This window comes from Belliella filtrata (assembly GCF_022549775.1).
GTDB lineage: Bacteria > Bacteroidota > Bacteroidia > Cytophagales > Cyclobacteriaceae > Belliella > Belliella filtrata.
The window spans coordinates 1-12,905 of record NZ_JAKZGP010000089.1 but is presented as its reverse complement, the minus strand read 5'-3'; the positions used below and the strand labels follow the sequence as shown (position 1 = coordinate 12,905).

The window sequence follows — 12,905 nt, the reverse complement described above, 5'->3', positions numbered from 1 at the left end:
TCCAATTCCTCTACTACTTGCTTCTTGAAGCTAATACTGTACCGCTTGAACTCTCGAACACTTTTTGTCATGTTTTTCCCAATTTTAGTTTGATTTAATTTGTCAAGCTATTTCAGGACATGACATATGCCTCTCGCTTCTAGTCTCTCGCTTCTCTCCTCAAAACTCACCCTCTCATCAATTCCTCAATCTCCTCCGCATCAATTGGAATATTTCGCATTAGATCAAAGTAGCCGTCTTCTAGTATTACAATGTTATTTTCTAACCTCACACCGATTCCTTCCTCTTGGATGTAAATACCAGGCTCCACAGTGAACACCATACCCTTACTGATAGGCTCATACATGGTACCTACATCATGAACATCAAGACCAAGGTGGTGGGAAGTTCCATGCATAAAGTATTTCTTATATGCTGGCCACTTAGGGTCTTGATTCTTGATATCTGTCTGGTCTATTAAGCCTAAATTCACGAGCTCTGATTGCATGATCAAACCTACCTCTTTGTGATAGTCTTGGATATTTACTCCAGGACGAAGCATTTCCATCGCTGATCGCTGCACCCGAAGTACTGCATCGTAGACTGAGCGCTGCCTTTTTGTAAATTTTCCATTTACGGGGATTGTTCTGGACATGTCTGCATTATAATTCCCATACTCTGCTCCGACATCAAACAAAATCAAATCGCCATCTTTACAAGCCTCTTTGTTCTCAATATAATGAAGCACACAAGCATTGGCTCCTGAGGCTATGATTGGTTCATAAGCAAAGCCTTTACTTCGATTGCGGACAAACTCATGGATAAATTCTGCCTCTATCTCATACTCAGTTACACCGGGCTTTACAAAAGACAGAATTCTTCTGAAACCCTTCTCAGTGATATCACAAGCCACCTGCATTTGTTGGATTTCCTCTTGAGCTTTGATAGCACGCAGCTGATGCATAATAGGTGCTACTCTCCTATAGGTATGAAGAGGATAGCGTGACTTGCACTGATTGATAAACCGGGCATCTCTACTTTCCACCTGCACATCCGCTCTTAGGTGCTCATTAGAATTGAGAAAAACAGATTCACTTAGCGCCATCAGTGTATTGAGCACTTGGTCAAAATTCGACAACCATTGAATATTAGTGATCCCAGAAGTCTCAAAGGCTTCATCTTTGGTGTATTTGTGACCTTCCCAGATTGCGATATGCTCATTGGTTTCCCTCAAGAACAAAATCTCTCTCATGTCAGGATTAGGGAAATCTGGACATACAACCAATATAGACTCTTCTTGATCTATCCCAGATAAATAAAAAATATCATTGTTTTGCCTAAACCTCATCGTACCGTCTGCATTGGTCGGCATGATGTCGTTGGAATTGAAAATCGCAATCGAATTTGACGGAAGCTTTTCCGCTAGTTTTGAACGGTTATTAATGTAAAATTCCTTAGAAAGCGGTCTGTATTTCATTATAGTTGATTTTTACAATTTAAATTTCCTTAATTAATCCACACGTTATTTCAACGTATACTTCGAGACTTTTCTTTGAAAATCTCAATATTTCAATTTATACAAATATACCTTTACTATCTTCTCTATCCTCTCCAAAAGGTGTTTTTTTAAAAGTTTCTGGAATCAGTTCAAAAATAAAAATCAATGTTCAGTTTTTTATAAAAATCAACCATTTAACCTTTCTATAGGTCAAACAACTCAAAAACTATTTTAATTTTGTACTTTAGTTGGTCAAACAAAAATAATGCTATATAACCTCAAAGAACTCCCAAACGGAATCCGCATCATTCATCTTGAAGTTCCGCATACAAGACTGGTACACGCTGGTTTTGTTCTCAATATTGGAAGTAGAGATGAATCAAAAGAGCAAGAAGGGTTGGTTCATTTTTGGGAACATATGGCGTTCAAAGGCACAAAAAAACGAAAGGCATTCCATATCATTAACAGGTTAGAATCTCTTGGTGGTGAACTCAATGCCTATACTACCAAAGAAAAAGTATGCTTCTATGCCAGTGTATTGAAAGAGCATTTCAACAAATCCGCTGAGCTACTTATCGATATCACACTAAACAGTACTTTTCCTGAAAAACAAATAGAAAAAGAACGTCAAGTGATCTTGGAGGAAATGGCTATGTACAGAGATTCTCCTGAAGATTGTATTCAAGATGAATTTGATGAGCTTGTGTTTGAAGGTCATGCCCTAGGCAGAAACATCCTAGGCAATGAAGAGACGGTCACTCAATTTACCCAGAAAGACTTTTTTGAGTTTATCTCAAGTAGAATGGATACCACCCAACTGGTATTCTCCGTGGTGGGAAATATCAGTTTCAAAAAAGTACTCCAGCAAGTGGAAGGTGTACTCTCTGCTATTCCTTCCAAAAGAAGCTTGTACTTACGTAGTGGCTATAGTAGCTACACTCCCAAAGATAAGGTTGTCTTAAAAGACATTACTCAGGCTCACTGCGCTATAGGAAAGCCAGCATATAGTCTTTATGATCCCAAACGCTTCAAACTTTATCTACTCAACAATATCCTAGGGGGGCCTAGTATGAACTCCCGACTCAACCTTTCATTGAGAGAAAAGCATGGTTATGTCTACGCCGTTGAATCGACTTATCAGACCTACTCTGATACTGGATTTGTAGGTATTTTCTTTGGCACAGAAGAAAACACGGTAAACAGAGCAAAAAAGCTAGTAATGAGAGAAATCGATAAACTTAGAACTACAAAACTCGGCACCATGCAACTTCACATGGCCAAAGAACAAGCCATAGGTCAAATGGCCATGGCTGAAGAAAATTATGCTGCACTCATGCTTGTATTCGGCAAAAACCTACTTGACAAAGGAAAAATAGATTCATTAGACAGCATCTTTGAAACTATTCGAAAAACTTCAGCGGAAGACCTTTTAGATATCGCAAATGAAGTCTTTGATCCCAATCAATTGAGCCATCTCACCTATTTACCAAAATAATCATGGAATTTATTGCCCCAGAGCTTTTAGCATATTGTGAAAATCATACCAGCCAAGAGGATGAGCTATTGCATCACATTACCCGAGAGACAAATGCCAAAGTCATGATGCCTAGAATGCTTTCTGGACACCTGCAAGGAAAAACCTTAGAATTGCTTGTTAAAATGCAAAGACCTAAAGTAATCCTGGAAATAGGCACTTATACAGGTTACTCTGGAATTTGCATGGCACGAGGTTTAGCTAATGAAGGGAAACTTATCACTATAGACATCAATGATGAGATAGCCCCAATGGTGAGGGAGTTTTTCAAAAAGTCAGGCTTAGCAGACAAGATTGATTACAAGCTTGGAAATGCACTTGACATCATCCCTACGATTGACGAAAATTTTGACATGGTCTTCATCGATGCTGACAAAGCAAACTACATCAATTACTACAATCTTGTCGTTGATAAAATGAACCCTGGAGGCATTATTCTCGCTGACAATGTGCTATGGTCAGGAAAAGTATTGGTAGAAGCAGGAAAAAAAATAGACAAAGACACCAAAGTAATTTTAGAATACAATAAAATGGTCCATGAAGACCCAAGAGTAGAGAATGTTTTGCTGCCCATCAGAGACGGTATCATGCTTGCCCGAAAACTATGAAAAAGTTAAATCACATAAAATTCACCCTCTTCATATTTTCCTTTTTCTCTGTATCAATCACAAGCTGGGGACAGGTTCCTCAAGTGCCTCGAGAAATGAGGTTTGCTGACTTGACTCTCAAGCTAAACGAACAAGTGAGAAGAGAAATCCAGCTAGATGTGGATGCGCTACACAAAAACCCAACTTACTTCAAGGTCAAGCTTGAAAGAGTCAATCTCTACATGCCTATTGTGGAAAAGGAGCTACAAGCCTCTGGGGTGCCTACAGATCTCAAATATTTAGCAATACAAGAAAGTAGCCTTATTCCAGACGCTGTGTCTACATCCAACGCAGTAGGCTTTTGGCAATTCAAAAAAGGCACCGCAGAAGAAGTTTTCCTCAGGGTAGATAACCATATCGATGAGCGCAAAAACATTGTTTCTTCTACACAAGGAGCCGCACGGTATCTGGCAAAGAATAATAGCCAATTCAACAATTGGATGTGTGGTTTGATTGCATATCAAATGGGGCTTGGTGGTGCAAAATCCTACTTTGGCACTCAATATAACGGTAAAAAAGTAATAGAACTGGACAGAAACACACACTGGTACTTCAAAAAATTTCTCGCACATAAAGTCGCCTTCGAAAATCAAATCGGCAAACTTGTGTCAAATACTGGCTACTTAGAAGAAATCCAAGTCCAAGGCCCCACTACACTAAAAGCCATAGCAACTAACCTAGGTGTGCAAGAAGCACATTTGAAAGAATACAACAAATGGACTAGCAATGGGAATATTCCTGATGATCGCCCCTATTCAGTAGTATGGCTCAGGTCCGGAAGTGCACCAGCGCGACCACTCACAAACACTACTGTCCAAAACAATCCTCCAAGCACTTACCAAAGTGCTTCAATCAATCAAAATACATCAGCTGCTTACCCTAAAGTAACTGGAAACACTCAAATGGCAACACAGCCTGACCAGATCAAAGTAAATAACATTCCCGCAATTCAAGCTAGTCAAAACACCAGTCAAGAAGACTTGGCTGATGATGCAGGAATCAGGAAAGGTAAACTGAGAAGAGTCAATGATCTAAGCAGGAATGATGAAATAGAGGCGGGCGGGTACTATTATACAAAAGCAAAAAACAACTCGGCAGAAGCTGAAACCCATATCGTACAAGCAGGTGAAACGCTATGGTCAATTTCACAGAAATATGGCATTAAGTTATCTTCATTGAAAGCCAAAAATAGAATCCGAGAAGACAATAGACTGATTCCTGGTATGGTACTCAACCTCCAGGAGCACAGGAAACGAGGTGAGGAAATCCCAATTCTTCCACGCAATCAACAATCTCCTAAACCTTCTCCTGGTGCAAATCAACCTGTTCAGACACAAAATCAGCCATCTCCAGCGCCTAACAGTTCAAATCAGTCAACTGAAGCTACAATGACTTCGGCTGGACAAAGTCTATCTCACACCGTAGCTCCTGGCGAAAACTTATTCAGGATAAGTCAAAAATATGGAGTCAAAGTCGACGATATCAAGAAATGGAACAGACTGAGCAATGATAATATTCGTGTAGGACAAAAATTAACCATTAACAAACCATAAATTCGCTGTACTAGTTTATCTTTGAATCATGATTAAGAGGTTATTATTCCTTTTCGCATTCATCTTTAGCTCTGTTCACCTCAGCCTTGCTCAAGATGAGATCCAGCTTGCTGACACACTTGTGATCAATGGAGAAACTATCATCATGCTGGGTGATTCTGTGATCATCATGAGGCCTGATAAGCCTGTTTATTGGAAAACTGGTGGTAATTTCAACCTGAGCATTCAGCAAGTCAGCCTAACAAACTGGGCTGCGGGTGGCGCTAGCAACATGGCCTTGAATACCGGGTTGAATCTTTTTGCTAATTTCAAAAAGGATGAAAAAATCTGGGACAACAACCTAACAGTCAATTTCGGGTTCAACAGGCAAAGTGATCGAGAATTTGCTACTCGAAAAACCAATGATAACTTTATCTTTATCAGCAAATACGGACGTGAACTTACTCCAAAGTGGTACTTATCTACACAGATTGATGCCAGGACACAGTTACTTGGTGGATATAGGTATTTCCGGCCATCTGGAGCTGACAGGGATGCTAGGCAGCGAATTTCTGACATCCTAGCACCAGCTTACATTCAATCTTCTACTGGTCTCAATTTTAAAAAAGAGTACAAAAATAACGATAAGGTATCCGTAATTGCTTCTCCTTTCACAGGTCGTTTCACCATCGTGATGGACGATTCATTGAGTCGTGCTGGTGCATTTGGAGTGATACCTGGAGAGACCATTCGAGCTGAAGCTGGGGTGTCTTTAAGTTCAGCTACCGATATTCAAATTTTAGAAAATATACGATGGAAGGCAGATCTCAACCTTTTCTCTAGCTATGAAAGACTAGGAAACATGGTCGTAAACTTGAACTCTATCATTTCTATGAAAGTAAATAGGTACATCACGACACGTATAGAAACTGTACTTATCTACGATGAACGAGTGATGATCACTCGGTCAGATGATACCGTAGGACCTGCTATACAACTTCAAAATCTCATAAATTTTGGTATAGGGATAGATTTCTAAAAGTCAGTCTCTAAGTTGAATTTACGCTGCAATTCTCGCAATGCTCCATGCTTTTCAAGCAAATAATTTAACTTATCTGTAGAAGTATATAATCGCTTACCTTCTGGCACAGCTTCTTCTTTGATCTCGTAGTGAACACTTAGCTGATCATTCCTCAACTTAGCTCTAAAAATTTGTTGTAAATCACCCTTTGCTTTTGAAAATATCTCTTCTTGAATCTCACCATTGAGTAAAAGAACCAATGATTCATTTTCTAACTTAAAAGGTTGCTTGAGTAAAGTGGCTTCAAGATTCTTACCCTTTGACCTGAACTCCTCAACCAAATCATCCAGCACAAGCTTTACTTTATGCTCGTCAATCTCTTCTTTCTGACGTGGCGTTTCTACTTTCACCACTTCTTCTACAATTTCTTGTACTTGACTTAGCTCAGGCCTTTGAGCAACTATTTTTGTTGTTTCAGCTACAGACTTAGGTATTGCTATGGTCTTTTGAACTGGCGTTTTTTTGGGACCAAAAGGGTTTGCATCTGCAAACAAACTTGGAGCAACTGAATTAGAATTTTCAGTTTGGGTTGTTAAGCTTTTTTTTTTGAATCCTCTTGAGCCAAGGCAGCTAAAGATACTGCCTGATTCACCTTTGCCAGCTTCATCAATGCCAATTCCACATGCAACCTTTGATTCTTGGAGGCCTTGTAGTGGATATCACATTGGTTGCAAATATTCATTGCCGTCAAAAGGAAAGAAAGTGAAGCATCTTGAGACTGTTTGAGATAACGTTCCTTTGCGCTTTCGGAGACTTCTAGTAGATTGACAGTTTGGGCATCTTTACACACCATCAAATCCCTAAAGTGTTCATTAAGCCCTACGATGAAATTGTGACCGTCAAAGCCCTTTTTGAGGATTTCATCAAAAATCAAAAGCACATTGGAGATACTTTCTTCTAGAAGCGCATCTACTACTTTGAAGTAATAGTCATAATCCAAAATATGCAAATTGGAAATAGTCTCCTGATAGGTGAGTTTGCTCCCCGCAGAATAGGTTACAATCAGGTCAAAAATAGATAATGCATCTCTCAAAGCACCATCTGCCTTAGTAGCGATCAGCCTAAGTGCTTCTTCTTCGGATTCAATTCTTTCTTCTCCAGCGATATACTTCAAGTGTTCTGCAATATCCTTGATTTGAATCCTATTGAAATCAAATATTTGACACCTTGACAATATCGTTGGGATGATTTTATGCTTTTCGGTGGTCGCTAATATAAAAATAGCATATTTGGGAGGCTCTTCTAAGGTCTTCAAAAAAGCATTGAAAGCTTGATTGGAAAGCATGTGAACCTCATCAATGATATACACCTTATACTGACCTTGTTGTGGGGCGTAACGAACCTGCTCCACAAGGTTTCTAATATCATCCACGGAGTTGTTTGACGCTGCATCGAGCTCATGAACATTGAAAGAAGCATTATTATTGAATGCTTTGCATGAATCACACTCATTACATGCCTCAAAATCTGCAGTCAGGTTTTGACAATTTATCGTCTTGGCCAAGATCCTAGCACAAGTAGTTTTACCAACTCCTCTAGGACCACAAAAAAGAAATGCTTGAGCCAAGTGGTTATTCTTGATAGCATTCTTGAGCGTAGTCGTGATATGGCTTTGGCCTACTACACTCTTGAAATTAGAAGGTCTATATTTCCTGGCTGATACTACAAAATTTTCCATCACTGCAAGATATAAAATATTTGCATATTAGTCCTCAGACACTTCCAAAAAGCATTATCTTTTTTACTGACCCTCCTGAAAATCTTGAACATAATTTCAACATCAAACATCAGCCAACTTTTTCCAGAATCAAACTTTAGAAATTAACAGATAATCCTGTCCTAAAGGAATAAATCACTCTTGTAATTGGCACAATTGGTTTATCCTCATAGGAGATTTCAAAGCTATTAGATATGGAAAAGCGCTCAGTAAGTTTGGTATTCAAAATTGTAGAATTACTAATCCTGTGTCTAAATGCTGAAATTCCATCATCATAGCCGACTTGATAGTAGTTCACTGTATTGAAATCCACAAAGTCATTGATTGTAGCACGGAAGCTTAGGTAATTAGAACTTTTAATAAACCCTACTTCCACAAACCTATCTTCATTGGGAACAGCCCATTTCTCATATTCATACATCCCACCTATTCCATATAATAATGAAACCTTTTCAGTGTTGATAAGACTATGTCTTACCGAACCACCTACTATCCAACGGGGGTCTAGTCCACGAAAATTATCAAAAGAATATTGAACAAATGTCTCATAATTTATGGTATTCTCTCTCAGAAAATTAGCTCGACCATGCACCATCCCAAAATTTAAAAAGTCCGAATCATTAATTCTTAAGTAATCAAACTTTGAGATAAACATATAACCATGCTTCCCTGGATAGTACAATGCATTGATATCTAGGTTATATCCAAAAAGGTTGACAGGATCATCGGCCGCAGCACTTCTGTTGTAAAGATTCATCCCAGCCACCGTCTTAAGCATGAATACCTTGGTCGTATCTTTTTCTAATCTGGATTTCTCGATATTTAAGATTTGAGATTTGGAAACAAAAGGTGATAAAACGAGTAATAAAAAGATAATTTTCTTCAAAACGTTAGATTTTTCTTGATGAAATACAAAGTTTTTGATTTCTATTAGAGATTGCAAGTTTATTATCCCCTTTTATCATCAAAAATCAGATTAACACCTCCCCAAAACCTATTATACCTCTATAACTTCTTAATATTGCATTTGAATCAATAATCCACAGTCGACAATGATAGATAATACACCACTTGCAGAAAGGATGCGTCCAAAAAGCCTCGAGGAGTTAATTGGACAAAGCCACCTTACAGGAAGTCAAACTTTTCTTTATCGAGCCATCAAAAGTGGTCAAGTACCATCATTGATCTTATGGGGACCTCCTGGAGTTGGAAAAACTACTATTGCAAATATCATCGCCAATGAAATTAAAGTCCCATTTTACACCCTCAGTGCAATTAGTTCAGGCGTAAAAGACATCAGGGAAGTAATTGAAAAGGCACGCTACCAAATGGGAGCTGTGCTTTTTATAGATGAGATTCACAGGTTCAATAAATCACAACAAGATGCTCTTCTTGGTGCAGTTGAAAAAGGAATTATCAGGCTTATAGGTGCTACAACGGAAAACCCGTCTTTTGAAGTCAACGCAGCCCTTCTTTCTAGGTGTCAAGTTTTCACCCTAAATCCACTAGAAAAAGAGGACTTAGAGGCAATGATCAAACAGGCAATGGCAAAAGATATATTGCTAAAGAAAAAAGACATTATACTTGAAGAGACTGAAGCATTGCTTCGACTCTCTGGTGGCGACGGCAGAAAGCTCCTGAATCTATTCGAAATCATTTTAAGTGGAATTCATGAAAACCCGATCGTAGTCACCAATGAAAAAGTAATTAAAATAGCGCAACAGAAAGTAGCGTTATATGATAAAAGTGGAGAGCTTCACTATGATATCATTTCAGCCTTTATCAAATCGATTCGTGGCTCTGATCCCAATGCAGCTGTTTACTGGCTTGCAAGAATGATCGAAGGTGGAGAAGATGTTAAGTTTATAGCCCGGAGATTGGTCATCCTCGCCTCAGAAGATATTGGAAATGCGAATCCAAATGCGCTGCTATTGGCTACAAACTGTTTTGATGCTGTGAAAATAATAGGATATCCAGAATCTAGGATCATACTTTCTCAATGTGTCACCTACCTAGCAAGTTCACCAAAAAGTAACGCTGCCTACATCGCCATAAATAAAGCACAGGCAATCGTAAAAGAAAAAGGAGATCTCTCTGTTCCATTACACCTTCGAAATGCTCCCACAAAACTCATGAAAGACCTTAATTATGGAAAAGATTATAAATATGCACATGATTTTGAAGGAAACTTTGTCAATCAGGAATTTATGCCCGACGAAATCAAGAACTTAAAACTATACGATCCAAGTAATAACCCAAGGGAAAATGAACTTAGAAAATACTTAAATTCAAAATGGAAAGGGAAATATGGCTATTAATCAAATTGTTATTTCTTGAATTTGATACAACAAAATCACAAAACGTATTATGTTTACCTATATGCTTTTACTCAAAAAAATCAGTTCAGCATATTTTTATATATTTTCCCTTCCTTCATGATCAAAAGAAATTTCTCCTCAGGATTAGCGATTAGAGAAAGATCTTCAAGGGGGTCACCATCTACAAGGATCAAGTCTGCCAAGGCTCCTTCCTCAATGATGCCCAACTTCCCAGGATAAGGGCTCCTTAGTCCTGATAGTTGAAGCAATTCTGCATTATCTTGCGTTACCATGTTAATAATTTCTGCATTTGTAAACCATTTCTGTAATCTCAGAATGTAAGCATTCTGTTGTTCATTCAGCTCAGGTTCAAAAAGAAAATCGGTCCCCCAAGCGATCTTGAGCTTCATCTTTTTTGCCAATGGCCATAACTGTTCTTGGCCTTCGATCACAGGCTTCCGCTTTTCCACCCTCATCGGATCCATATCAGGAGTACTTTCGACAAGGTTTTGCGTGCTAAGCCAGACATTGTTTTTCTTCATCATTCGAAGAGTTTTTTGATCAAGCATCTGCCCATGCTCTACACATTTGACACCTGCTTTGATAGCTCGCTGAACAGCCCTTGGGGTATATGCATGCACCATCACGTATGTCCCCCAATCTTCCGCGGCCTCTACAGCTGCTAGCATTTCATCAAAAGTATATTGTGTCACATCTACTGGATCATATGCTGAAGAAGTCCCACCACCTGCCATTAGTTTTATTTGGCTTGCTCCAAATCTTAGGTTTTCCCTGACAGCTGTCAAAACTTCAGGCCTTCCGTCTGCTATAAAAGTAGCATTGAACCTTTCTGCCCTTGAAGGCTCACTAAAAAATTTCCTCGAACTTTCATCAGGAGTTCTAAAATCTCCATGTCCAGCGGTTTGAGATATGGTTGCCCCAGATGGCCATATTCTAGGGCCTGTTAATTTACCTTCATCGATTGCCTTTTTGAGAGGGAAAATAGGGCCACCTGCATCTCTCACAGAAGTAAACCCTCGCAATAACATTTTCTCTGCATTTCCGCCAACCTTCCGCATAATCAGACCTTCGGACAGCATAGGTGACATCATTTCACGCATACTTAGCGCACCAAATGCCATGTGTACATGAACATCTATCAACCCTGGTATCAAAACACTACCTTTCCCATCAATAATTTTATTTGAGCTTGAATGATTACCAGATTCTATCTTCTTTATCATCCCATCTTCGATAACTACTGTATAGAGAGATTTAGACACACCATTCTTCGGATGATAAATTCTCACATTACTTATTGAAATACTCTCCTCGTTACCGATTTGAGCAAAAGAATTTTGAATTCCAATTTGAAATAAAATTACTATAAAAAGGGATATAAAGCGATATAAATACTTACTCCTAAATCGAATTACCTTTGATTCTATAAAAGCAAAAACTATAAATAGCCCCTGAAATAAACTATCTATCAAGCAATTAAAACAAACTATTAAGTTCCTCATATCCAACAATATCTAAAACACACATATATTAAAAACATATTTACATACTGATAATTGCATTATATAAACAAAGATTAATTTAATCCATATTTTATTTTGCAGCATGCTAATTTATTTATAATTTCCATCACTTTAATACATAAACAACCAATTTTATTGAAAAAAGAATTGGTTGTAAATTCGGAAAAAGCAAATGCATCACCCTGCAAAAATCGAGAATTATGAATTTAGGAATATTGGGTAGCACTACCCTTGCTTATACATTGGGTAGCAAATACATTGCTACTGGAATTGAAGTATCAATTGGAGTACGAAATGGATTTGAACCAAAGGATATCCGATGGAAGATTCTAAACATGCTATCTGACAAAGTTTTTACCTACGAAAATACTATTGCTCAATCAGAGGTAATCCTAATTTGCTGTGAAAATGAAAACCTCAAATTAGTCTGCGAAGCTTTAAAAAATGCAGATTTAACAGACAAAATACTTATTGATTGCACAAATAGCTCGTTTAATAAAGTATTTAAATGTAACACTACTTACATACAAGAATGTATTGGAAACAAGACAATCTACAAAGCATTTAATAATCTTGGCTTAGACTATCCAAAATCAGATCCTCTAGGCTTAATCAAAGAAACCTATTATTGTGGAGAAAGCAATGTGGTGAAATTTAGAGTAAAAAAGCTCATAGAAGTTGTGGGGTTCAAAGCTGTAGACGCAGGTGATTTAGAAAGCGCATATTTGCTTGAAGCATTCTACCATTTGAGAAAAGAAATTGCTATAAATAAAAGAGACCAGACAGATTATCACTTTAAGTTGATTTCTGTTTAATTTAGGATTTACGGTTATACTAAAGGCTGACGATACAATTGTCAGCTTTTTTTTTTACTCTTGTTTCTCGTCTCTGGTTCCTTTTCTCTTGTCTCTAATTTCTAACCTCCCGCTTTCCCCCATAAACGCCAAAAGCCTCTCAGTTTCCTGAAAGGCTTTTTAATAATGTGGCGGCGACCTACTCTCCCGGGTGTAACCCCAGTACCATCGGCGCAGCAGGGCTTAACTTCTCTGTTCGGG

At 38.3% G+C, this 12,905-nt stretch carries 11 protein-coding genes and 1 rRNA gene; 6 read left to right on the top strand and 6 right to left on the bottom strand.

All coding sequences use genetic code 11. The annotated features are described in order from the left end of the window. Nucleotides 1-166: 166 nt before the first annotated feature. Nucleotides 167-1,456 carry an aminopeptidase P family protein gene (locus tag MM239_RS19565; protein WP_241350019.1) on the bottom strand — a complete coding sequence of 430 codons (1,290 nt, stop codon included), beginning with the start codon at nt 1,454-1,456 and terminating at the stop codon, nt 167-169. Nucleotides 1,457-1,742: 286 nt separating this feature from the next. On the opposite strand from MM239_RS19565, the gene MM239_RS19560 reads away from it, so the two are divergent. The 4 genes from MM239_RS19560 to MM239_RS19545 are packed head-to-tail and all read left to right on the top strand — an operon-like array spanning nt 1,743 to nt 6,229. Beyond that, nucleotides 1,743-2,972, top strand: a complete 1,230-nt coding sequence (locus MM239_RS19560) for a M16 family metallopeptidase (protein WP_241350018.1) — start codon at nt 1,743-1,745, stop codon at nt 2,970-2,972. Nucleotides 2,973-2,974: 2 nt separating this feature from the next. Beyond that, complete coding sequence (locus MM239_RS19555) at nt 2,975-3,619, top strand: O-methyltransferase (protein WP_241350017.1); 645 nt, start codon at nt 2,975-2,977, stop codon at nt 3,617-3,619. After that, nucleotides 3,616-5,211, top strand: a complete 1,596-nt coding sequence (locus MM239_RS19550) for a LysM peptidoglycan-binding domain-containing protein (RefSeq protein ID WP_241350016.1) — start codon at nt 3,616-3,618, stop codon at nt 5,209-5,211. The genes MM239_RS19555 and MM239_RS19550 overlap by 4 nt, the downstream gene beginning before the upstream one ends. Before the next feature lie 28 nt (nt 5,212-5,239). Beyond that, nucleotides 5,240-6,229: a DUF3078 domain-containing protein gene (locus MM239_RS19545; protein WP_241350015.1), complete on the top strand. Its 990-nt coding sequence runs from the start codon at nt 5,240-5,242 to the stop codon at nt 6,227-6,229. Here the strand turns inward: MM239_RS19545 and MM239_RS19540 are convergent. From MM239_RS19540 to MM239_RS19530, 3 genes are all read right to left on the bottom strand, one after another. After that, nucleotides 6,226-6,765 carry a DNA polymerase III subunit gamma/tau gene (locus MM239_RS19540; protein WP_241350014.1) on the bottom strand — a complete coding sequence of 180 codons (540 nt, stop codon included), beginning with the start codon at nt 6,763-6,765 and terminating at the stop codon, nt 6,226-6,228. The two genes, MM239_RS19545 and MM239_RS19540, sit on opposite strands and share 4 nt — an antisense overlap. Nucleotides 6,766-6,803: 38 nt before the next feature. Further along, nucleotides 6,804-7,949 carry a DNA polymerase III subunit gamma/tau gene (locus MM239_RS19535; protein ID WP_241350013.1) on the bottom strand — a complete coding sequence of 382 codons (1,146 nt, stop codon included), beginning with the start codon at nt 7,947-7,949 and terminating at the stop codon, nt 6,804-6,806. A gap of 136 nt (nt 7,950-8,085) precedes the next feature. Further along, nucleotides 8,086-8,874, bottom strand: a complete 789-nt coding sequence (locus tag MM239_RS19530; protein WP_241350012.1) for a DUF481 domain-containing protein — start codon at nt 8,872-8,874, stop codon at nt 8,086-8,088. A 166-nt stretch (nt 8,875-9,040) separates the two neighbouring features. Here MM239_RS19530 and MM239_RS19525 point away from each other — a divergent pair, with 166 nt between their 5' ends. Continuing rightward, nucleotides 9,041-10,306: a replication-associated recombination protein A gene (locus MM239_RS19525; protein ID WP_241350011.1), complete on the top strand. Its 1,266-nt coding sequence runs from the start codon at nt 9,041-9,043 to the stop codon at nt 10,304-10,306. Nucleotides 10,307-10,386: 80 nt separating this feature from the next. Here MM239_RS19525 and MM239_RS19520 read toward each other — a convergent pair whose 3' ends face one another. Further along, nucleotides 10,387-11,616, bottom strand: a complete 1,230-nt coding sequence (locus MM239_RS19520) for a metal-dependent hydrolase family protein (RefSeq protein ID WP_241350010.1) — start codon at nt 11,614-11,616, stop codon at nt 10,387-10,389. Between the two features lie 434 nt (nt 11,617-12,050). Here MM239_RS19520 and MM239_RS19515 point away from each other — a divergent pair, with 434 nt between their 5' ends. Further along, nucleotides 12,051-12,665, top strand: coding sequence for an NADPH-dependent F420 reductase (locus MM239_RS19515; protein WP_241350009.1), 615 nt, complete (start codon nt 12,051-12,053; stop codon nt 12,663-12,665). Nucleotides 12,666-12,830: 165 nt separating this feature from the next. On the opposite strand, the gene rrf is transcribed toward MM239_RS19515, so the two are convergent. After that, nucleotides 12,831-12,905: ribosomal RNA gene (rrf, locus tag MM239_RS21300) — 5S ribosomal RNA — on the bottom strand; the annotation flags it as partial.

What these genes read in the sequence shown, in the direction of transcription:
- MM239_RS19560 (WP_241350018.1), top strand. Translation starts at nt 1,743, where the DNA reads ATGCTATATAACCTCAAAGAACTCCCAAACGGAATCCGCATCATTCAT.
- MM239_RS19525 (WP_241350011.1), top strand. Translation starts at nt 9,041, where the DNA reads ATGATAGATAATACACCACTTGCAGAAAGGATGCGTCCAAAAAGCCTC.
- MM239_RS19555 (WP_241350017.1), top strand. Translation starts at nt 2,975, where the DNA reads ATGGAATTTATTGCCCCAGAGCTTTTAGCATATTGTGAAAATCATACC.
- MM239_RS19550 (WP_241350016.1), top strand. Translation starts at nt 3,616, where the DNA reads ATGAAAAAGTTAAATCACATAAAATTCACCCTCTTCATATTTTCCTTT.
- MM239_RS19565 (WP_241350019.1), bottom strand. Translation starts at nt 1,456, where the DNA reads ATGAAATACAGACCGCTTTCTAAGGAATTTTACATTAATAACCGTTCA.
- MM239_RS19545 (WP_241350015.1), top strand. Translation starts at nt 5,240, where the DNA reads ATGATTAAGAGGTTATTATTCCTTTTCGCATTCATCTTTAGCTCTGTT.
- MM239_RS19515 (WP_241350009.1), top strand. Translation starts at nt 12,051, where the DNA reads ATGAATTTAGGAATATTGGGTAGCACTACCCTTGCTTATACATTGGGT.
- MM239_RS19535 (WP_241350013.1), bottom strand. Translation starts at nt 7,949, where the DNA reads ATGGAAAATTTTGTAGTATCAGCCAGGAAATATAGACCTTCTAATTTC.